Here is a 20,844-nt window from a genome sequence, read left to right as displayed (position 1 = left end):
GCCCGTCTATCGGCGTGTTGCGTTTTGCAGCAGGTTCAGCATCTGCCCGGCGGTTCCGGCACGGGGCAGGGTATAGCCCAACGCATCGGTCCGGTTGTCGTGCACGGCAAGCTGCGCTTGAAGCTCGGAGGGCAGGGCGGGCCGCGTGCGGGTGTCCACCATCAGGCTTTCGGCGGCAATGCCTTCGGCATAGATGATTTCGTGCCGATCAAAGAGCAGTTGGAAATAATCCACGAACCCGCCGTCGGTGCGCGTCACAGTGTCGTCGTTCAGAAGGTATTTGGCCTTGATCAGAACCTCGGCACGCCCCGCCTTCAGGGTGTCCCGCCGCTGATAGACGAACAGACGGTGGTTCGGGCTGACGATCAGGTCTTCCTCGTTGCGCAGGGTGCCGGCCTTGATCCGGATCGGCGCAAAGGCCCCGTGGGCGCGCACCGTTTGTTGACCGATCCAGCGGATCTTCTGCGGCCCGTGATCGCGCGTCAGCACGGATTGGCCCGCCGCAAGCGTTTCGATCGGCGCCATCCGGCCAGACGCCAGCGTGATCCGCGTGCCGCGGGTGAACGACACACAGGCCGCTTCCGCGAAACGGGCCCGTGCCGCCGCGCGATCCAGCGCGACCAAGGCATATCCCAGACGCGGTTTCAGCTTGGCCAGCGGGAACAGGCGGACGTCGGCGATGGCGGTTTGCGTGTCGTCGAGTTCGACCAGCACCAATGCCTCGACCGTCGTGCCGTCCGGGCTCATCAACGTGGCGCAGCAATCCAGGTGGACCATGGCGCCAGGGCTGCCACATTCGGTGCCCGGCGCGATCGTCAGGGCCCCGGATGCGCCGCTGGCGGTGACGGCCAGGCGCGTGCGCCGCGCGCCGGGCGTCAGCATGTAGATATCGCCCAGCATTAGGTCGCCGGCATGGCCCATCGGATCGCCGAGGTTCGCACCATCGACGACGCGAAACAGGTCGGCATGGAACACCGGCAAACTCTGCGCCGGCTCTTCCGAAAACGTCCCGATATGATCCATTGACAGCGACATGCCTTGCGTCCTTTCCGGCGAACAGATTTTCACCGGCCCCCAAACTCTTGCACCCCCGTGTTGAAATTACATTAAGGGCGACCCCGCCTGCGGTCAATTTATGGGGCCTGACCCGGCCCCCGCGCTGCGGATTGTCCCGATGCAAGCAACAGCGCCTGATCCACGGCCGCGTTGTTCACCGATTTGCGGCCTGGCGAATCGTCGGCGGCGTGATCCGGTGCGTTGTGGGCGAGGGTGCGACAACGGTTCGGCACGTCCGGACACCACGGATCGCGCCACAGGGTTGATGCAGGGCGCGGACGCTGTTACCTGCCGCTTGTCCGACGCAAACGCTCGGATTTTGCGAAAGGTCGCGACGGTGAAAGACATCACCCCCCGTCTTAAAGTCGAGAACATCACCCGAAGCTATGATGGCAGACGGGTCGTGGACGACGTGTCGCTGTCGGTGATGCCGGGGCAGGTGACCTGCCTGCTGGGCCCCTCGGGATGTGGCAAGTCGACGACGCTGCGGATCATCGCGGGTGTCGATCAACAGGATTCGGGGCGGATCTGGGTCGACGGTCGCCTGGTCTGCGACACCCAGACCCGGGTGCCGCCCGAGGACCGGTCCATCGGCTTGATGTTCCAGGACTTCGCACTGTTTCCGCACCTGACCGTGGCCGCCAACGTGGCCTTCGGCCTGAGCGGCCCCAAGGCCGTGCGGCGCGCCCGTGTCGAGGAGTTGCTGGAACGGGTGTCGCTGAGCCGGTTCATGGATGCCTGGCCGCACGAGTTGTCAGGGGGCGAGCAGCAGCGCGTCGCCCTCGCGCGCGCCATCGCGCCGCGCCCCAAGGTGATGTTGATGGACGAACCCTTTTCCGGCCTCGACAACCGTCTGCGCGACGGCATCCGCGACGAAACCCTGTCGATCCTGAAAGAGGAAGGCACCGCGGTCTTGCTGGTCACCCACGAGCCCGAAGAGGCGATGCGCATGGCGGATGAAATCGCCCTGATGCGCGCCGGCCGGGTGGTGCAGGTGGGCGCACCCTATAACATCTACAACGCCCCGGCCGACCGCGCCGCCGCCGCGTTCTTCAGCGACATCAACGTGATCGAAGGAACGGTCGAGGGTGCGCTGACCAACACCGCCTTCGGCCAGTTCCTCGCCCCCGGCGTGCCCGATGGCACGCCCGTCGACATCGTCATTCGCCCACAGCACGTGCGGATCGATTTCGACCGCGCCGGCAAGGGGCCGCTTCCGACCGCCGCCGACGGCACCGCCGCCCGCGCTGTCGTCGAACGCGCGCGTTTCATCGGCAAGGAAAGCCTGGTCGAATTCAGGCTGGACTTCGACGGCTCGCTGATCAGCGCGACGGTCCCGTCGGTCTTCCTGCCAAAGCGCGGCACGCCGCTTTGGCTGATGATCCGGCGCGAGCGTTGCTTTGTCTTCCCGCGCAAGATCGGCAGCGCCCGGGCCATGGCCTGAGGGCAGGACGCCACCCGCGGGGGCGTATTTCGATCAATTAGAAATCAAATGCGGGATGAAAGCAGAATGCTGAATGGCAAGCGCCGCCCGGCTTTTTCTTGCTAAAATACTCCCGCCGGAGGCGCCTTTGCTCTCTACCCGCGGCGTCAGTCGAGTGCGACCCCGCGACGGCCGGCAAGATCGGTGAAATACTGCCACGCCACCCGTCCCGAGCGCCCGCCGCGTGTGGCTTGCCATTCGATCGCTTCGGCACGCAGGGTTTCGGCATCGATGTCGATCCCGTGGGCGTCGCAGTAGCCGGCGATCATGCCCAGATATTCTTCCTGGGTGCAGGGATGGAAGCCCAGCCACAGGCCGAACCGATCCGACAGCGATACCTTCTCCTCGACCGCCTCCGACGGGTTTATCGCACTTTGGCGCTCGTTTTCGATCATGTCGCGCGGCATGAGGTGGCGGCGGTTCGATGTCGCGTAGAACACCACGTTGTCGGGCCGCCCCTCGATCCCGCCATCCAGCACCGCCTTGAGCGACTTGTAGTGCTGGTCATCATGGGAAAACGACAGATCGTCGCAAAACAGCACAAAGCGGAACGGCGCAGGGCGCAGCAGGCTCAGCAATCGTCCGATCGAGGGCAGGTCTTCGCGCTGAACCTCGACCACCTTCAGCGGGTGGCCCCGGTGCACCGCTTCGGCATGGATCGCCTTGACCAGGCTCGATTTCCCCATTCCGCGCGCGCCCCACAGCAGCGCGTTGTTCGCCGGCAGGCCCCGCGCGAAGCGAAGCGTGTTTTCCAGCAACGTGTCGCGGGACCGATCGATGCCGACCAGCAGCGCCAGATCGACGCGGTTGACCTTCTCGACCGGGCTCAGACGATCCGGCGCCACATGCCAGACAAAGGCATCCGCAGCGTCGAAATCCGGCGCTTCAAGGGGCGGGGGCGACATGCGTTCAAGGGCGTCGGCGATGCGGATCAGGGCGTCCTGGTTCATTTGGTGGTATCGTCCTCGTCTTCTTCGGCTTCGGCTTCGATATCGTCCCAAAGCTCTTCGTCTTCGTCCAGGATGCCGGCCTTGCGCAACTCGTCCGTGCGTTTGCGTTCGACACGTTTGACGAGTTGGATCGAGATTTCGTAAAGCCCGTAGACCACGCTGAACAGGATCAACTGGGTCACCACGTCGGGCGGTGTCACCAGCGCGGCCAGCAACAGGATCGCGACCACAGCGTATTTGCGCACGTCAGCCAGCCCGCGCGACGACACCAACCCGGCCTTGCCCATCAGCGTCAGCAACACGGGCAGCTGGAAGCAAAGCCCGAAGGCGATGATGAACTTGAGCGTGATATCAAGGCTTTCGTTCACCTTGCCGAAAAAGGTGATCCGGACGCCTTCACTGGTTTCGGGCAGGGCCTCGCGGGCCACGACGGCGGCGTTGTCGGGCAGGGTGCCGACCGCGGTTCGCATCAGCCCGGCAAAGATCGACGAAATGTCGGCAAAGCCCAGAAAGAACTTCATCGCCAACGGGGTCACCACGAACTGGGCGAACGAGGCGCCCAGCAGGAACATCACCGGCGATGCGATCAGGAACGGCAGGAACGCCGATTTCTCGGTGCGATACAATCCGGGCGCCACGAACCGCCACATCTGGTGGGCGATCACCGGAAAGGCCAGGCCGAAGCCGAACACCATGGAGATGCGGAACAGCGTGAACAGGTATTCTTGAGGCGAGGTATATTGCAGCGTCGGTGCAGGGTCGCCGAGGTCGCGCAACGTCGCTTCGATGGGGCGGACCAGGAATTGCAGGATCGGCTCGGCCACAACGAAGGCGACAACGATGCCGACGATGAAGGCCGCGACCGACCGGATCAGCCGGGTGCGCAGTTCGGCCAGATGCTCGATCAGCGGCGCGCCGGAATCCTCAAGCTCGTCCTGATCGCTCATGCGTCACCCTTTGAAGCGTCGGTCGCGGGGGCGTTGGGGTCGGGCACCGGCCCCTGTTCCGCGGCCGGTTTTGCGACGCCCGCGGTCTCGGACGCACCGGCCCGCCGCGCATCGCCCTGCGCCGCGCGATCGGCGGCCAGCGTTTCGGTCGCCGGACCATAGGATTTCGCCTTCGGCGCATCGCCGGTCCGGTCACCGGTCTTCGGCGCCACACCGGGTTGCCACTTCTCGAACTTGTCGGCGGCGGCGTTCAGCTTGTCCAACCCCATGGACTTGGGCGAGGTCGCCTTGCGCAGATCCTTCGCCACGTCCTTGACCCCGGCCTCGTCCGCCGCATCGTCCATGGCGCGCTGGAATTCACGCGCCATGCCCCGCATCTTGCCGGTGAAACGTCCAAGGGTCCGGAACATTCCGGGCAGATCCTTGGGACCGACGACGATCAGCGCGACAACGCCGATCACCAGCAGTTCGGTCATGCCGATATCGAACATTGGGGCGGCTCCTGCCGATCAGACTTGGGTCTTGTCCTTGGATTCGGAAGACGACGTCTGCACTGCGGGCGCGGCCAGATCGTCGTTGGTCTTGCTGTCGCGGCGTTCGACGGTGTCGCTGCTGTCTTCGATTTCCTTGGTGCTGTCGCTCACGCCGCGCTTGAAGGCGGTGATGCCCTTTCCGACTTCGCCCATCAGGGATGAAATCTTGCCGCGTCCGAACAGGACCAGCACGACGACGGCGATCAGCAGAAGGCCGGGCAGGCCGATATTGTTCAACATAGGGTCGCTCCGTTGATGGCTAAGGCGCAATCGCGCCGAAGGACGCCACCTTGGTAAGGCACAGCGCAGCGACAGGAAAGCGGGAAAGCACGTGATCGTGGCGTCGCAACGGCGTTGTGAAGCGGTTGTCGGACATAAAGCGGTCAACTGACAGGTATTTGGCAGTTGTGCGGGCGGTCGATGCCGCCCGTCGCGCGAATCACGTGGCCGGATCGACACCCTTGACCCGGGCGCGCCTGACGCCGACCTATGGGTCATGCGCCGCACCGACCGCCTTTTCGAACTGATCCAGATCCTGCGCGACGGGCGTTTGCACCGCGCCCAGAAGATGGCCGACCGGCTGGGCGTTTCGCTGCGCACGATCTATCGTGACATGGAAACGCTGATGGCGTCGGGGGTTCCTGTGCAGGGCGAACGCGGTATCGGATACCGGGTGACCGCCCCGGTGACCCTGCCACCGCTGAACCTGACAATGACCGAACTCGAAGCGTTGCACCTGGGCCTTGCCGCTGTCGGTGCGGCAGCAGATGACGAGTTGCGCGATGCCGCGGCCACCCTGTCGGCCAAGATCGACGCGGTGCTGCCCGAAGACCGCAGTGCGCCCGCCAAGGGCTGGGGGTTCGCGATCTACCCCTTCACCGACGCGGCCAACGGTTTTGCATACATGCCGAACCTGCGCGCGGCCATCCGTGCGCGTCAGAAGGTCGGTGTCGATTACACCGATGCCGACGGCACCCTGACACATCGCACGTTGCGCCCGCTTGAACTGGAATACTGGGGGCGCTTCTGGACCGTGACGGCCTGGTGCGAGGAAACCGGCGACTTCGGCGTGTTCCGCGTCGATCGCATCACCGCGCTGCGGGCCCGCCCCGAGCTTTTCGTCGAAGAGCAGGGCAAGACCCTGATCGATTTTCGTGCGCGGCGCGCCGGAACCTGACCGCCCCCCCCGGCTTCTCATTGACCGAAATACTCCCGCCGGAGGCTCCGGCGCTGGGGCATGGCGGATCAGTTCACATAGGGCTCGGGGTCGACGCTTTCGAATCCCTCGCGCACCTCGAAGTGCAGGACCGCGGGGTTGGCGGCGCGCACGGCGGCGATCTGCTGGCCGCGCTTCACCGTGTCCCCCTTGTTGACGGTGATCCGGTCGACCCCGGCATAGACGGTCAAGATGTTGCCGGGGTGGCGCAGCACCAGGATCGGGATCTGGTCGGTGTCGCGGGTGATCGCCGCGACCACGCCGGCCTCGGCGGCGACGACGGCGGTTCCGGCGCTGGCCGAGATGTCGATGCCGTCGTTCTTGCCCTTGCGATAGGCACGGATGATCGGGCCGCTGACGGGCAGCGCCAGCCGGGTCGCCTTGGTGGCTTTCGTCTTGTCGTCGGCCATGGCGGGGGACGGCGGGGTTTCCTTGGGCCGCGCGGTCGTCGCGTCTTCGTCGGGCAGGGGCGTTGCGGCCGAGGGCGGCACCGGCGCGACCGAGCCGCTGCCGGGCGCGGTGGTGGTGTTCTGCGCCTTCGGCGAATCCACCGCCACCGGAATCAGCAGGTATTGCCCTTCGCGCAGCGCCAGGTCGCCGGTCAGGCCGTTCCAGTCGGCCAGCGCCTTGACCGGGATGCCATAGGTGCGGGCGATGGAATAGGCGGTTTCGCCGCGCTTGACCTTGTGGCGCACGGGTTCGGTGCCCGATTGCGCCAGTGATGGTTTCTCGGTGCGCCGCACGGGCCGTGCCGTGGGCGTCGCGGGGTCGTCCAGCGGGGCGACGGCGATGTCTTCGCTTTCGGGCAGGGCGGTCGCGGCCGGCGTCTGGGTCGGGCGGATCGGGCCCGACGCGGCGGCCCCCGTGGCGGGCGACGGTTCGGCCACCCGGCGGGGCAGGGCGATCACCTGGCCCCGGCGCAGGGGCAGATCCGGCGGCATGGCGTTGAAGTTCGACAACTCATCCACCGACAACCCGACCCGTCCCGCCACCGTGCGCAGCGTGTCGCCGTTGCGCGCCACGGCCACCTGATAGGTGGGATACGAGATGATGCCGCGATTGTCGGGCTGCGGGCGGACCTCGGTGCGCACGTTCATCACGGCGCTGCTGGTGTCGAACGCATTGCCCAGGTTGTCACGAAGATCGAAGTCGAAGCCGCCGTTCTGGGTGCAGGCCACGCTTGCCAGAAGCGGCAGGACCAGCGTCATCTTGGCTGTTCGGCGGGCCGTCCGGCCTTGGGGGATTGCGCGCATGGGGCGTCCTCGATTGTTTTTCGGTGTCCTCGCGGGCGCACCTGTGCCTGTCTCACCCGCCCCTCTTGCCGGGGGCGCGCAGCTTCAGTCCTGGCCCAACCCTTCGAGCAGCGGCACGAAGCGCACCGGGCGCAGTTCCTCGTAATCGAACCCGTCCTCGCGGCGCGTGACCTTGATCAGCGTCTGCACGGCGTTCGACTGCCCCACGGGCAATACCATGATACCGCCGACACGCAATTCCGCCAAGAGCGGACCGGGCGGATCCTCGGCCGCCGCCGTCACCAGGATGCGGTCGAACGGCGCCTGTTCGGGCAAACCGTGCGATCCGTCGGCGGCAAAGGCGGTGACATTGGCCAGCGCCAGCTGGTCGAACACCTCGCGCGCCGCGCGCACCAGCCGCTTGTGCCGGTCCACGGTATAGACCCGGCGCGCCAGTTGCGACAGGATCGCCGCCTGATACCCCGAGCCGGTGCCGATCTCGAGAACCTTGTCACGCGGCTGCACATCCAGCGCCTGGGTCATCAGCCCGACCACCGACGGCTGGCTGATGGTCTGGCCGCAGGCGATGGGCAGGGGCATGTCGTCATAGGCGCGTTCGGCGAACAGGCCTTTGACAAAAGCGCCGCGGTCGATCTTTTCCATGGCGTTCAGCACGCGCATGTCGGTGACGCCCTTCGAGCGGAGGGCATAGAGGAATTGCATCTTGCGCTCCGCCTCCGGACTCATCCCAAGGCGTCTTTCAACGCATCCAACTTGTCGTGGGCCGTGAAATCGGCCCGCATCGGCGTGATCGCGATATAGCCATCCAGGTTGTCGGCCACGTCGGTGCCGGGCAGGGTGGTGACGGTCTGATCGCCGCCTCGGATCCACAGGAACCGCCGGCCTGTCGGCGAAATCTGTGCCTCGACCCCGAAGGACGTGCCGCGCCGGAACCCCTGGGCGCTGGCCCGTGTGCCCTTGACCAGATGGCCCGCGACGGGTGGAAAGTTGACGTTGTAGAACAGGCGGTAGTCTTCGCCATCCCAGGGAGCGCGCTCCAGCAACCGGCGCACGGTCGCGGCACCGTGGGCAGCGGCGGCATCGAACGGCGAGGCCAGCCTGCGGGTGCCGTCGCCCATGTATTGCGACATGGCAATGGCTGGAAGCCCCTGAAGCGCGGCTTCCAGCGCGCCGCCGATGGTGCCGGAATACAGGGTGTTCTCGGCCGCGTTGTTGCCCCGGTTGACGCCCGACAGCACCAGATCGGGACGTTCGGGCATCACGTCGTGCAGCGCCGCCAGGACGCAGTCGGCGGGCGCACCTTCGACCGCGATGCGCCGCGGTTCCAGTTCGGCCATCATCATCGGGTGGGTGTAGCTGACACAGTGGGCGACGCCCGATTGCTCGAACGCCGGCGCGACGATCCAGACTTCGCCGTCCGGACCCGCGATTTCCGTTGCGATCCGTTCCAGGACGTTCAGTCCGGGTGCGTTGATGCCGTCGTCGTTGGTAATAAGTATGCGCACGCTGCGTCCCCCGTTTTCCCGTGTGTAGGGGCTGGTTTCGGGCCAGACAAGGCGTGCGGTGCGCTTTGATCCGGTCTTTTGGCGTCAGAGCGACAGTTCGGCCATTAAACGGGTCGCGGCATCGGCGCAGGGGGTCAGGGCCGCGCGGTCTTCGCCGGGAAAGAACCGCGCCCGGGTTGCGGTGGGCATCGGCGGCGGCGTGACGATATCGATGCGCGGGCCGGTGCGGCGGGTTTCCGCGGCCCAGCTGCGCGCCAGCGCGATCTGCGCGGCCTTGCTGGCGCCGTAGGCGCCGAAGAACGGCTGGCCGGCACGCGGATCGTCGAAGAACACCGCCCGCCCCGCTGGCGCGGCATTCAGCAGGGGTTCGAGCATGGGAATCAGCGTCGCGGTGGCGGTGGCATTCAGCGCGACGGATTTCGCCCAGTCCTTGGCGTCGATATGCCCGGTCGGGGCCAGGGGCGCGGCATGGATCGCCGTGTGCGCCCAGAGATCGACATGGCCCCAGCGGTCATAGGTCGAGCGGCACAGATGCGCCATGGCGGCCGGATCGCCCGCGTCCATCGGCGCAAGGGTCGCCTGGCCACCCGCCGCCTTGACCCGGTCGTCGAGATCTTCCAGCGCGCCGACCGTGCGTGCGACGGCGATGATGTGGTGCGTCGGGGCGAGCGCGACCGCCAGGGCGGCACCAAGGCCGCGCGACGCGCCGGTGATGAGGGCAATCTTGGTCATGGGTCGTTCCGGTTCGAGGAATGGGGCAGGCGGCGGTGCGCCGTGTCGGACGTGGTGACGGTGGACGGGGCAGGAGCGCGCCGCGCGGGAGTATTTGGGTCAGTAAGAAGCCGGGTTGGCGATCATTCGGCGGCCTTGAGCAGGAACCCCTTGTCGATCATGTCGGAGGGTTCGACCGGGTATTCGCCGGAAAAACAGGCATCGCAGTATTGCGGCGAGGCGGCATCGCGCCCCTGCGCCTCGCCCACGGCGCGGTAGAGACCGTCGAGCGAGATGAAGCGCAGGCTGTCGACGTTCAGGTAATCGCGCATCTCCTCTTCGGACATGCGCGAGGCGAGCAGCTTGTCGCGTTCGGGGGTGTCGACGCCATAGAAACAGGGCCACGAGGTGGGCGGCGATGCGATGCGGAAGTGGACTTCGGCGGCACCGGCATCGAGGATCATCTCGCGGATCTTGATCGAGGTCGTGCCGCGCACAACGGAGTCGTCCACCAGGATGACCCGTTTGCCCCGGATCAGCGCGCGGTTGACGTTCAGCTTGAGCCGGACGCCCATGTTGCGGATCTGTTCCGTCGGCTCGATGAAGGTGCGGCCCATGTACTGGTTGCGGATGATCCCCATGCCATAGGGGATGCCGGATTCGGCGGCGTATCCGATGGCCGCCGGCGTCCCGCTGTCGGGAACGGGACACACCAGATCGGCGTCCTGCGGGGCCTCGCGCGCCAGTTCGACGCCGATCTGGCGGCGCGTCTCATAGACCGAGCGGCCGCCGAGAATGGAATCGGGGCGCGAGAAATAGACGTGTTCGAAGATGCAGAACCGGGATTTCCGGGGCGCGAAAGGCCGATGGCTGGCCACCTCGCCGCCTTCGATGACCACCATCTCGCCCGGCTCGATCTCGCGCACGAGGGTGGCGCCGATGATGTCCAGCGCGCAGGTTTCCGATGACAGCACCCAGCCGTCGCCGAGCTGTCCCAGGACCAGCGGCCGCACCCCCAGGGGGTCGCGCACGCCGATCAGCTTGGTCCGGGTCATCGCGACGATCGAGAAGGCCCCTTCCACCCGGCGCAGCGCGTCCTGGATGCGCTCGGGGATCCGGCGTTGCAGCGAGCGCGCCATCAGGTGGATGATGCATTCGCTGTCGGAGGCCGATTGAAAGATCGATCCGGCACCGATCAATTCGCGGCGCAGGGCGTCGGCATTGGTGATGTTGCCGTTGTGCGCGATCGCGGCGCCCCCCATCGAGAATTCACCGAAGAACGGCTGGACATCGCGGATGTGGGCGTGTCCCTTGTGGCCGGCCGTGGAATAGCGCACGTGACCGATGGCCAGCGGTCCGGGCAGCGTGTCCATCAAGGATTGCTTGGTGAAATTGTCGCGGACGTATCCGAACCGGTGGGCCGAGTTGAAACCGTGTTCGGCATCATGGGCGACGATTCCGCCTGCCTCCTGGCCGCGGTGTTGCAGCGCGTGCAGGCCGAGGGCGACGAAATTGGCAGCGTCGGTCACACCGATAACGCCAAAGACGCCGCATTCTTCCTTCAGCTTGTCCGATTCGAAATCGAAGGGATGTGCGGGGGGCAGCTTGTGCATGGGCTCGGTGCTCCGAATCCTGTGGGCGGTGCGCCCCACATAGGCCGTCCGGCGGCCGGTGTCACCAAGGGATCGAAAACTGTCTGACGGCGATCAGCGGCGCCGAAAGAGTCGGCACAGCCGCAATGGCGCCCGTGACCCCGGCACTGTGGCGTTGGCGGGGGTGTCGCCGGCGACGGGGGGCGGTTTTTCGGTGCCGATTATGTGATCGGCCTTTCCCCTGCCGGACCCCATGGTTTTCCGAAGCCGCCGGTCATTCCCATTCGATGGTGCCCGGAGGTTTCGATGTTATGTCATAGGTGACGCGATTGATGCCCTTCACCTCGTTGATGATCCGCGTCGCGGTTTCACCGAGGAAATCATGGGTAAAGGGGTAATAATCCGCCGTCATGCCATCCACGGATGTGACGGCCCGCAGGGCGCAGGCGAAATCATAGGTGCGCCCGTCACCCATCACACCGACCGTGCGCACCGGCAGGATCGCGACGAAGGCCTGCCAGATTTCGTCATAGAGGCCATGCTTGCGGATCTGGTCGATATAGACGGCATCGGCTTTGCGCAGGATGTCGAGCTTTTCGCGCGTGATCTCGCCCGGGCAGCGGATGGCGAGGCCGGGACCGGGGAAGGGATGGCGGCCGATGAAGCTGTCGGGCAGGCCCAATTCGCGCCCCAGGGCGCGGACCTCGTCCTTGAACAGCTCGCGCAGCGGCTCGACCAGTTTCATGCCCATCTTTTCCGGCAGACCGCCGACGTTATGATGGCTCTTGATCGTCACCGACGGGCCGCCCGAGAAGGACACGGATTCGATCACGTCGGGATAGAGCGTGCCCTGCGCCAGGAACTCGGCGCCGCCCAGGGCATCGGCGTGCTTCTGGAACACGTCGATGAACAGGCCGCCGATGATCTTGCGTTTGGTTTCGGGGTCGGACACGCCGTCGAGCTTGCCCAGAAACAGTTCGGATTCGTCGGCGTGGATCAGGGGCAGGTTGTAATGTTCGCGGAACATCGACACGACCTGTTCGCTTTCCCCCTGCCGCATCAGCCCGTGATCGACATAGACGCAGGTCAGCTGATCACCGATCGCCTCGTGGATCAGGACCGCCGCGACCGATGAATCGACACCGCCCGACAGCGCACAGATCACGCGGGCATCGCCGACCTGTTCGCGGATCTTCGCCACGGCCTGTTCGCGGTAGGCGTCCATCGTCCAGTCACCGGTGAAACCCGCGATCCGGATGAAGTTTTCGAACAGGGTGCGCCCGTTCGGGGTGTGATGCACCTCGGGGTGGAACTGGACCGCGTAAAAGCGCCGTTCGGTGTCCGCGATGACCGCGAAGGGCGCATTCGGCGATGTGCCGGCCACTTCAAAGCCGGGGGCGATGCGGGCGACGTGATCGCCGTGCGACATCCAGACCTGTTCGCGGGTTTCCAGGAACCAGCCGGTCAACAGATCCGTGGCGGTATCAGTTTTCGTGACCCAGGCGCGGCCGAATTCGGCGGTGCCATCGCCGCGCAGGACCTCGCCGCCCAGCATCTGCATCATCACCTGCTGGCCATAGCATATCCCCAGAACCGGAACGCCGAGGCTGAAGACCTCGGCCGGGGGGCGGGGCGACGCATCGTCGATGACCGATGCCGGACCGCCCGAAAGGATCACCGCCTTGGGGGCGAAGTCCGTCAGGAAATCGGTGGTCACGTTCTGGAACGGATGGATTTCGCAATAGACGTTCAGCTCGCGCAGGCGGCGGGCGATCAGTTGCGTGACCTGGCTGCCGAAGTCGACGATCAGCAGGCGGTCATGGTCGGTTTTCACGTCGATCTCTGTCATGCAGGGGGGATAGGGCAGGGCGCGCGCCTGCGCAAGACGGTGTTGCGATGCCAGCGGCGGATTCGAGTATTTGGATCAGTAAGAAGCCCGGAGGGCGCCGGGTGTCGTTTCCGGCCTTGAGGCGACGCAAACCGGCGCGGGCGTGTCGGCCGGGGCGGATAGGAGGGATCAAACAGCAGGGAGTTGCGACATGGGTGAGACCGAAGCGCCAAGGCGCGCACGCGGTGGCGGTGGCGCGGCACGACGGGCCGAACGCACGGCCGTCCGGATCGAGGCCGCACGCTTCATCGAGCGCAATATTCCCGACCTCGAGATCCTGAACGCCGAGGCCATCGAGATCATCGAGCGCAATGCCGAGACCGTCCTTGCCGAGATCGGCGTGAATTTCCCCGAGAATCCCGGCGCGCTGCAACGCTGGCGCGAGGCCGGCGCCGATGTGCAGGGCGAGCGGGTGCGGATCCCGCGCGGTCTGGCACGCAAGTTGTGCGCCACGGCGCCGTCGTCGTTCACCCAGCACGCGCGCAATCCCGACCGCAACGTCGAGATCGGCGGGCGCAACCTGGTGCTGGCGCCGGTCTATGGCCCACCGTTCGTGCGCGATGCGGCGGGGGGGCGGCGCTATGCCACCATCGCCGATTTCCAGAACTTCGTGCGCCTGGCGTATATGTCGAAGTGGGTGCATCATTCGGGCGGCACGGTGTGCGAGCCGACCGATGTGGCGGTGAACAAGCGTCATCTGGACATGCTGCTGGCGCATATGACGCTGTCGGACAAACCCTATATGGGATCGGTCACGGAACCCGTGCGCGCACAGGATTCGGTGGATATGTCAAAGCTGCTGTTCGGCGCCGATTTCGTGGACCGCAACACCGTGATGACATCGCTGATCAACATCAATTCGCCGCTGACCTTCGATGCGACGATGATGGGCGCGCTGGAAATCTATGCGGCGAACAACCAAGCCTCGATCATTTCTCCGTTCATCGTCGGCGGTGCCATGGCGCCGGTGTCGGTTGCCGGGACGCTGACCCAGGTGCTGGCCGAGATCCTGGCCGGGGTCGCCTATTCGCAACTGGTGCGCAAGGGCGCGCCCGTCGTGGCCGGCGCGTTCGTCACGTCGATCGACATGAACAGCGGTGCGCCGACCTTCGGCACACCGGAAGCGGCGCAGATCACCTATGGCACCGGCCAGCTGGTGCGCCGTCTTGGTCTGCCGTATCGCAGTGCCGGATCGTTCTGCGGGTCGAAGTTGCCCGATGCGCAGGCGGCATACGAATCGGCCAACAGCCTGAACATGGGATTGCTGGCGGGGGTCAACTTCATGCTGCACGCCTGTGGTTGGCTGGAAGGCGGGCTGGTGGCATCGTTCGAGAAATTCGTGATGGATGCCGATCAGCTGGGCGCGGTGCACGGGCTGGCGCGCGGGGTCGACATCGACGCCAACGGCCAGGCCATGGACGCCATCGCCGAGGTGGGCCCGGGGGGGCATTACCTGGGCTGTGCGCACACCCAGAACAACTTCAAGTCGGCGTTCTGGCGCTCGGACCTGTTCGATTACAAGCCGTTTGAAACCTGGGAGGAGGAGGGCGCGCGCGACACCCAGGCGCTGGCATCGATGCGGGTCGAGAAGTTGCTGCGCGATTATCGGCAGCCGGCCCTCGATCCGGCGATTCACGAGGCTTTGAGTGATTTCGTGCGCCAGAAGAAAGACGCCGAAGCCGACGCCTTCGGCTAGTCTGTCTTTTTCGCACCCGAAGCGGAACAAAGGGCGCGGGACGGCGTTTGTGGGATGTCCTGACGAAAAAGGGGGCGCAAGGCCCCCTCATCTCATCCCCGAAGTGCGTTTGGACAGGCTGACTTGATTCAGCGGCCCCAGGTGCGGACCGTGCCGCAATCCATGTGCACGAAATCCGAGCGGGAATAGCGCCCGACGCCACCGGCGCTGCATGCTGCGGCGGCCTTGGCCATCTGGTTGACCGAGCGTGAGTTCAGACGCAAATCGGCGGCTTGCCCGCGCAAATGAAGCGAGTTCTTCGCAACACCGCTTGAACGGCTGCGCAACATCGCGTTCGTTTCCGGCGACCGGTACCCCGACAGCAACATATAGGGTTCTTCCACGTCCATCAGGTTGTGGGCTGCGGCCATGATGTCGACGGTGCGCGCATCGATCCCGATCGTCTTGTTGTTGCGCCAGTCGCGCATGAAGACGTTGATTTCGTTCAGCGCGTCCTTGATGTAGTTGCCTTCGATCCAATAGATCATGTCGATGCTTTCGCCCGTCCGGCCCGAATACATCCGGATTCGGCGCACATCGCCGGCGCCGCGCAGGAAGCCAAAAGCGTTCGAGTAGGTGGGCGTGGCGGCAACGGCCGTGGCTGCGAAGGCGCCAAGAAGCCCGCGCCGTGTAAGGCCCGTGATACGTGCTTTTTCCATGAAAATCCGTGTCCCAACTTTACCTGTTTGCCACTTTGCGCGGCTTGTTCACCTCATCCCCAGGCGATGGGGCGTGTATGACATGAAGCCGTCTTCCGACCAAGGGTGAACCCGCGTGCTGTGACCCTTATGCGTCAGATCGGCAAATTTTTGCTTAACGAACCGGGGGCCGGGTGGTAGAGCCCCCAGAAGCTTGAATTAAAACGGCAACGTCGTGTCGCAAACGTGACTGGACACGCTGAACCACCCTGCCAGAGTGAGATCACGCTGCGGTGATCCGCTGTGCCATGCCGAATGACACTGGAGTTCCGACCCTTGATGCTGCTGCCTTCCCACCCCGATTCCCCGACCTCCGCCACCGCTCTCAGGGCCGTTCTGGGGGGTGCCTTGATGTCTTTGACGGCGGTCTTCGCGACGGGGGCCGTCGCCCAGGTCACCGCCTACAAGCAGGCCATCGCCGAAGGGGCGGCCGCCGACGCGGCGCTGTCGACCTTTTACCGCGAGAACGGATACCAGCCGATCTGGACCGGCGGCGATGACGACGATCGCGCCCGGCGCGCGGCGTTCCTTCAGGTTGTCGAGACGGTGGCCGCCCACGGACTCCCGGCCGAGCGTTACAGTGCGGCCAAGATCCGTGCATTGCTGGGCGAGGCGCAGAGCAGCCGCGACCGGGGCCGCGTCGAGGTCGAGATGTCGCGCATGTTCCTGACCTATGCCAAGGACATCGAGACGGGGATCCTGGTGCCGAAGAAGGTCGATCCCGATATCGTGCGCGAGGTGCCGACGCGCGATCCGCTGACCACCCTGCGCGAGTTCGAGCGCAGCCTGCCGTTGGCCTATCTGCGTGGGCTGAAGCCCAAGTCGCGGGAATACACGCGCCTGGTGCGCGAAAAGATGAAGCTGGACGCGGTTCTGGAACGCGGCGGATGGGGGCCGCGCATCGACGCCGGGCGCATCGAACCCGGAGAGAGCGGCGCGCGGGTGGTGGCGTTGCGCGACCGGCTGACCGCCGAAGGATACCTGCGCCGCAGCGCGACGCAGGTTTATGACGCCGAGATGAAACAGGCCGTCGCGCAGTTCCAGGCGGACAACGGGCTTGCGACCGACGGCGTCGCCGGCGAGACGACGATCCAGGCGCTGAATGTCGCGCCCGAGGTGCGGATCGGTCAGATCCTGGTGTCGCTGGAGCGCGAACGCTGGATGAACATCGACCGTGGCAAGCGGCACATCTGGGTCAACCTGACGGATTTTCACGCCAAGATCATCGACGACGACGAAATCACGTTCGAGACCCGCTCGGTCATCGGCAAGAACACCAACGGGCGTCGCACACCGGAATTTTCCGACGAGATGACCCATATGGTCATCAATCCCAGCTGGTACGTGCCGCGCTCGATCGTCGTGAACGAATACCTGCCGGTGCTGCGCAGCAATCCCTATGCGCTGGGTTACATGGAAATCACCGACAGCCGCGGCCGGGTGGTCAACCGGGGTCGCGGCTTCAGCCAGTATTCGGCCCGCAGCTTTCCGTTTTCCATGCGCCAACCCCCCAGCGAGCGGAACGCGCTGGGTCTGGTCAAGTTCATGTTCCCGAACAAATACAACATCTATCTGCACGACACGCCGGCCAAGAACCTGTTTTCGCGTGACAGCCGGGCGTTTTCGCACGGGTGCATCCGGCTGAACGATCCGTTCGACTTTGCCTATGCGCTTCTGGCGCCGCAGTCCGACAATCCCGAGGACGAGTTTCATCGCCACCTGCGCTCGGGCCGCGAATCGCGGGTGAACCTCGAGACGCCGGTGCCGGTGCACCTGGTCTATCGCACGGCCTATACCAAGCCGGGCGGCGGAATGGAGTATCGCCGTGACGTCTATGGCCGCGACGCCGAGATTCTGAGCGCGTTGCGCAGCGCCGGGGTGGCCACTCCGGGGTTCGGCAGCTAATCGTCTTTCGCAACGCAACGCGGGAGACGATCGTGGCTTTTACCATTGCAGATGTGGCCCGGGCGATGAACGCCCAGGTCTTCGGTGACGCGGATCTGGTCATCACCGGCGCGGCGGAACCCGCCATGGCGGGGCCTCACGACCTGGCGCTGGCGATGCAGCCGAAATATGCCGAGGGCCTGAAACACGGTCGCGCCCGGGCCGCCGTCCTGTGGGAAGGGGCCGACTGGCGCGGCTTCGGCCTGGCGGCGGCGCTGGTGGTGCCGCGTCCGCGTTATGCCATGGCTTATCTGACGGCGCTTCTGGATCCGGGCCCGCAGATCGCGCCCGGCATCCACCCTTCGGCCCTGGTCGATCCGGCGGCCGAGATCGGGCCCGAGGCCGCCATCGGCCCCTTCGTGGTCATCGGCGCGGGCGCGCGGATCGGTGCCCGCGCCCGCATCGCGCCCCATTGCGACATCGCGCACGACGTGCGGATCGGGGACGACGCTCTGATCCTGTCGGGCGTGCGGATCGGCGCGCGGGTCACCATCGGCGACCGCGTGATCGTTCAGCCGGGCGCGGTGATCGGCGCCGACGGTCTGTCGTTCGTGACGCCCGAAACCTCGGGGGTCGAACGGGCGCGCAGCGCCATGGGCGACCAGGGCGATCTGAAAAAGCAGAGCTGGACACGGATCCATTCGTTGGGATCGGTGGCCATCGGCGATGACGTGGAAATCGGCGCCAACGCCTGTATCGACCGCGGCACGATCCGCGACACGGTGGTGGGCGACGGCTGCAAGATCGACAACCTGGTGCATCTGGCGCACAATGTCGTCGTCGGCCGCGATTGCCTGATGGCGGCGCAGACGGGCGTGGCGGGATCGACGGTGATCGGCGATCGATGCATCTTCGGCGGACAGGTCGGCGTCGCCGACAACATCACCATCGGCGACGACGTGATCCTGACCGGCAGCACCAAGGCCGTCTCGAACGTTCCGGCGGGCCGGGTGATGATGGGGTATCCCGCCGTCCGCATGGATCAGCACGTCGATATGTACAAGGCGCTGCGCCGGTTGCCGCGACTGTTGGCCCGGATTGCGGGAACGGCCGAGAAACCGGTTCCAAAAGACGGCCCGAGCGACTAGATCAGCGCCGAGCGAACCCGAGCGGGAAATCACCATGTCCGATACCGTCGAAGACACCGTCGTGCGCATCATCGCCGATCAGGCCATGCTGGAGCCGTCCGACATCCGCATGGAGCAGACCCTGGACGATCTGGGGATCGACAGCCTGGGCCTGGTCGAATCGATCTTCGCCATCGAGGAGACCTTCGATATCCAGGTGCCGTTCAATGCCAACGATCCGGCCGCCAGCGATTTCGACATCTCGTCCGTCGCCTCGATCGTCGCGGCGGTCCGGCAGTTGATCGCGGATCAGAAGGTCTGATGAAACGGGTCGTCATCACCGGCGCCGGCACGATCAACGCCCTGGGGCATTCGGTGCCGGCCACGCTCGAGGCGATGCGCGAAGGGCGGTGCGGGATCGGCCCGCTGGCGTTTCGCGATGTCGACCGCCTGTCGATCCGCATCGGCGGCCAGGTGCGCGATTATGATCCCGAAGCCGAGTTCAACCGCCAGCAGATTTCGCTCTACGACCGTTTCACGCAGTTCACCCTGTTGGCCGCGCGCGAAGCGATCGCGCAATCTGGCCTGTGCTTCCAGGACCAACTGGCGGCGCGGTCGGGGGTGATCCTGGGCACCGCGGGGGGCGGTGTGCAGACCTGGGATGAAAACTATCGGGCGGTCTATGAAGAGGGCAAGAACCGGGTTCATCCCTTCGTCGTGCCCAAGCTGATGAACAACGCGGCCTGTTCGCACGTGTCGATGGCCTATAACCTGCAAGGGCCCAGCTTTACCGTGGCGACGGCCTGTTCCTCGTCGAACCATGCCATGGGCCAGGCGTTCAACATGATCCGCTGCGGCATGGCGGATGTCATGGTGACGGGCGGATCGGAATCCATGCTGTGCTTTGGCGGCGTCAAGGCGTGGGAGGGGTTGCGCGTGATGTCCAAGGATGCGTGTCGTCCGTTTTCGCTGGGCCGCAACGGCATGGTGCAAGGCGAGGGCGCGGGTATCTTCGTGTTCGAGGACTACGACCACGCCCGCGCGCGCGGCGCCGAGATCCTGGCCGAAGTGGCGGGCTTCGCCATGACATCCGACGCGGCGGATATCGTCATGCCCAGCCAGCAGGGCGCGGCCCGGGCCATCGCCGGGGCGATCCGGGACGCGCGGGTCGATCCATCAGATGTGGGCTATATCAACGCCCACGGCACCGGAACGGCGGCCAACGACAAGACCGAATGTGCCGCCGTGGCCGAGGTGTTCGGCCCCCACGCCGACACCGTGATGATGTCGTCGACCAAATCAATGCACGGCCATCTGATCGGCGGCACGGGTGCGGTCGAATTGCTGGCCTGTATCATGGCGCTGCGCGACGGGGTGATCGCCCCGACCATCGGCTATCTCGAGGCCGATCCCGAATGTGCGCTGGACGTCGTGCCGAACGTCGCGCGCGAGGCGCATGTCGATGTGGTGCTGTCGAACGCGTTCGCCTTTGGCGGGCTGAACGCGGTGCTGGCGCTGAAACGGGTTCACTGAAAGCGCCGCGGTTGCCGCGTCCCACGGTGCAGGACGCGGCAGGTCGGGATCAGTTTTCCGAGACGGACTCATAGGCGGCGGTGAACCCGGCAAGCGAGATCACCAGTTCGACCTTCTGATCGGGTGCGCGCACCGGAACCAGGCTGAGCGTTGCCTTGGCGCCGGCCTTGAACGTCGCGATCTCGCCCGCGGTGAATCCGACCTGCGAGATACAGCCGATCTGGGTGCAGAAGGTATAAGGATAGGTTTTCGTCGCCCCCCCGTCCACGGCCAGGGTCAGCGGCACGGTCAGCAGCGTTTCCAGCGGCGTGATCAGGCTTGCACCAGCGGCCGCTTTCTGGCCGGCGGGCAGGGTGAAGATGCTGACTTCGGCCGTCGGGTTGCCATCGCTGTCTTCCAACAGCTGATACATCTCGCAACGGTCCTTGCCTTCCTGCGCCCGCACACAGCGCACCTGCCAATCGTTGAACTCTTCCTTGATATAGCTCGAGCCGACCCCTTCGGTGACATCGGTGCCCATGTTCAGGTTGTCCGGGACATCGGCGGTGTCCGTTTCGCCCTCCGCGGTGGTGGCCGGCTCGTCGGACGTTGCGGTGTCGGGGGTGGTCGTGTCAGGGGTGGTGGTGTCGGAGGTCGCGGGGTCGGTCTGTGCCGCGGCCATTCCGCCAGCGGCGATCAGGGCAACAATACTCAGGGTTTTCAATAGATCGGGCATGATGGCTCCAGTCTCGGC

General features: G+C 65.5%; 20 protein-coding genes. 7 read left to right on the top strand and 13 right to left on the bottom strand.

The window, feature by feature from the left end; genetic code table 11:
- Positions 1-6: 6 nt before the first annotated feature.
- Positions 7-1,035, bottom strand: a complete 1,029-nt coding sequence (locus CFP68_RS01630) for a Hint domain-containing protein (protein WP_241523909.1) — start codon at positions 1,033-1,035, stop codon at positions 7-9.
- A 316-nt stretch (positions 1,036-1,351) separates the two neighbouring features.
- Here CFP68_RS01630 and CFP68_RS01625 point away from each other — a divergent pair, with 316 nt between their 5' ends.
- A complete protein-coding gene (locus tag CFP68_RS01625) occupies positions 1,352-2,500 on the top strand; it encodes an ABC transporter ATP-binding protein (protein WP_420915808.1) in 1,149 nt (382 codons plus the stop codon).
- A gap of 146 nt (positions 2,501-2,646) precedes the next feature.
- Here the strand turns inward: CFP68_RS01625 and CFP68_RS01620 are convergent, their stop codons facing one another.
- Genes CFP68_RS01620 through CFP68_RS18345 form a run of 4 tightly spaced genes read right to left on the bottom strand, consistent with a single transcriptional unit; the run spans position 2,647 to position 5,209 of the window.
- Positions 2,647-3,489 (bottom strand): ATP-binding protein, encoded by an 843-nt coding sequence (locus tag CFP68_RS01620; RefSeq protein WP_099823759.1) that lies wholly within the window; start codon positions 3,487-3,489, stop codon positions 2,647-2,649.
- The gene (gene tatC / locus CFP68_RS01615; RefSeq protein WP_099823757.1) at positions 3,486-4,436 is read right to left on the bottom strand and encodes a twin-arginine translocase subunit TatC; all 951 of its coding nucleotides are present in this window, start codon (positions 4,434-4,436) and stop codon (positions 3,486-3,488) included. Before tatC ends, CFP68_RS01620 begins: the two co-directional genes overlap by 4 nt.
- Positions 4,433-4,927, bottom strand: coding sequence for a Sec-independent protein translocase protein TatB (tatB, locus tag CFP68_RS01610; RefSeq protein ID WP_099823756.1), 495 nt, complete (start codon positions 4,925-4,927; stop codon positions 4,433-4,435). Before tatB ends, tatC begins: the two co-directional genes overlap by 4 nt.
- Positions 4,928-4,945: 18 nt before the next feature.
- Positions 4,946-5,209, bottom strand: coding sequence for a twin-arginine translocase TatA/TatE family subunit (locus CFP68_RS18345; protein WP_241523907.1), 264 nt, complete (start codon positions 5,207-5,209; stop codon positions 4,946-4,948).
- Positions 5,210-5,465: 256 nt separating this feature from the next.
- On the opposite strand from CFP68_RS18345, the gene CFP68_RS01600 reads away from it, so the two are divergent.
- Positions 5,466-6,146, top strand: coding sequence for a helix-turn-helix transcriptional regulator (locus tag CFP68_RS01600; RefSeq protein WP_099823754.1), 681 nt, complete (start codon positions 5,466-5,468; stop codon positions 6,144-6,146).
- A gap of 68 nt (positions 6,147-6,214) precedes the next feature.
- Here CFP68_RS01600 and CFP68_RS01595 read toward each other — a convergent pair whose 3' ends face one another.
- From CFP68_RS01595 to guaA, 6 genes are all read right to left on the bottom strand, one after another.
- Positions 6,215-7,438, bottom strand: coding sequence for a M23 family metallopeptidase (locus tag CFP68_RS01595; RefSeq protein WP_099823751.1), 1,224 nt, complete (start codon positions 7,436-7,438; stop codon positions 6,215-6,217).
- An 84-nt stretch (positions 7,439-7,522) separates the two neighbouring features.
- On the bottom strand, positions 7,523-8,164 hold the full coding sequence (locus tag CFP68_RS01590; protein WP_099823749.1) for a protein-L-isoaspartate(D-aspartate) O-methyltransferase: 642 nt from the start codon (positions 8,162-8,164) through the stop codon (positions 7,523-7,525).
- A complete protein-coding gene (gene surE, locus CFP68_RS01585) occupies positions 8,161-8,943 on the bottom strand; it encodes a 5'/3'-nucleotidase SurE (protein ID WP_099823747.1) in 783 nt (260 codons plus the stop codon). Before surE ends, CFP68_RS01590 begins: the two co-directional genes overlap by 4 nt.
- Positions 8,944-9,027: 84 nt before the next feature.
- The gene (locus tag CFP68_RS01580) at positions 9,028-9,675 is read right to left on the bottom strand and encodes an SDR family NAD(P)-dependent oxidoreductase (protein ID WP_099823745.1); all 648 of its coding nucleotides are present in this window, start codon (positions 9,673-9,675) and stop codon (positions 9,028-9,030) included.
- Positions 9,676-9,797: 122 nt separating this feature from the next.
- Complete coding sequence (purF, locus tag CFP68_RS01575) at positions 9,798-11,267, bottom strand: amidophosphoribosyltransferase (protein ID WP_099823743.1); 1,470 nt, start codon at positions 11,265-11,267, stop codon at positions 9,798-9,800.
- Between the two features lie 253 nt (positions 11,268-11,520).
- Complete coding sequence (guaA, locus tag CFP68_RS01570) at positions 11,521-13,095, bottom strand: glutamine-hydrolyzing GMP synthase (protein ID WP_099823741.1); 1,575 nt, start codon at positions 13,093-13,095, stop codon at positions 11,521-11,523.
- Between the two features lie 190 nt (positions 13,096-13,285).
- On the opposite strand from guaA, the gene CFP68_RS01565 reads away from it, so the two are divergent.
- The gene (locus CFP68_RS01565) at positions 13,286-14,830 is read left to right on the top strand and encodes a trimethylamine methyltransferase family protein (protein WP_099823739.1); all 1,545 of its coding nucleotides are present in this window, start codon (positions 13,286-13,288) and stop codon (positions 14,828-14,830) included.
- 128 nt (positions 14,831-14,958) lie between these two features.
- Here CFP68_RS01565 and mepK read toward each other — a convergent pair whose 3' ends face one another.
- Positions 14,959-15,528 carry a peptidoglycan L,D-endopeptidase MepK gene (mepK, locus tag CFP68_RS01560; RefSeq protein WP_099823737.1) on the bottom strand — a complete coding sequence of 190 codons (570 nt, stop codon included), beginning with the start codon at positions 15,526-15,528 and terminating at the stop codon, positions 14,959-14,961.
- Between the two features lie 390 nt (positions 15,529-15,918).
- Here mepK and CFP68_RS01555 point away from each other — a divergent pair, with 390 nt between their 5' ends.
- Genes CFP68_RS01555 through CFP68_RS01540 form a run of 4 tightly spaced genes read left to right on the top strand, consistent with a single transcriptional unit; the run spans position 15,919 to position 20,111 of the window.
- The gene (locus CFP68_RS01555) at positions 15,919-17,472 is read left to right on the top strand and encodes a L,D-transpeptidase family protein (RefSeq protein WP_241523906.1); all 1,554 of its coding nucleotides are present in this window, start codon (positions 15,919-15,921) and stop codon (positions 17,470-17,472) included.
- Between the two features lie 32 nt (positions 17,473-17,504).
- Positions 17,505-18,599 carry a UDP-3-O-(3-hydroxymyristoyl)glucosamine N-acyltransferase gene (gene lpxD, locus CFP68_RS01550; protein ID WP_099823733.1) on the top strand — a complete coding sequence of 365 codons (1,095 nt, stop codon included), beginning with the start codon at positions 17,505-17,507 and terminating at the stop codon, positions 18,597-18,599.
- A 34-nt stretch (positions 18,600-18,633) separates the two neighbouring features.
- On the top strand, positions 18,634-18,900 hold the full coding sequence (locus CFP68_RS01545; protein WP_099823731.1) for an acyl carrier protein: 267 nt from the start codon (positions 18,634-18,636) through the stop codon (positions 18,898-18,900).
- The gene (locus CFP68_RS01540; RefSeq protein ID WP_099823729.1) at positions 18,900-20,111 is read left to right on the top strand and encodes a beta-ketoacyl-[acyl-carrier-protein] synthase family protein; all 1,212 of its coding nucleotides are present in this window, start codon (positions 18,900-18,902) and stop codon (positions 20,109-20,111) included. Before CFP68_RS01545 ends, CFP68_RS01540 begins: the two co-directional genes overlap by 1 nt.
- 49 nt (positions 20,112-20,160) lie before the next feature.
- On the opposite strand, the gene CFP68_RS01535 is transcribed toward CFP68_RS01540, so the two are convergent.
- Positions 20,161-20,826: an invasion associated locus B family protein gene (locus CFP68_RS01535; RefSeq protein WP_099823728.1), complete on the bottom strand. Its 666-nt coding sequence runs from the start codon at positions 20,824-20,826 to the stop codon at positions 20,161-20,163.
- Positions 20,827-20,844 lie beyond the last annotated feature (18 nt).

The sequence above is a fragment of the Oceaniglobus indicus genome (assembly GCF_002751875.1).
Classification (GTDB): Bacteria; Pseudomonadota; Alphaproteobacteria; order Rhodobacterales; family Rhodobacteraceae; genus Oceaniglobus; species Oceaniglobus indicus.
Note: the sequence above shows the minus strand (reverse complement) of the source record. Positions and strands in the feature narration are given on the sequence as shown.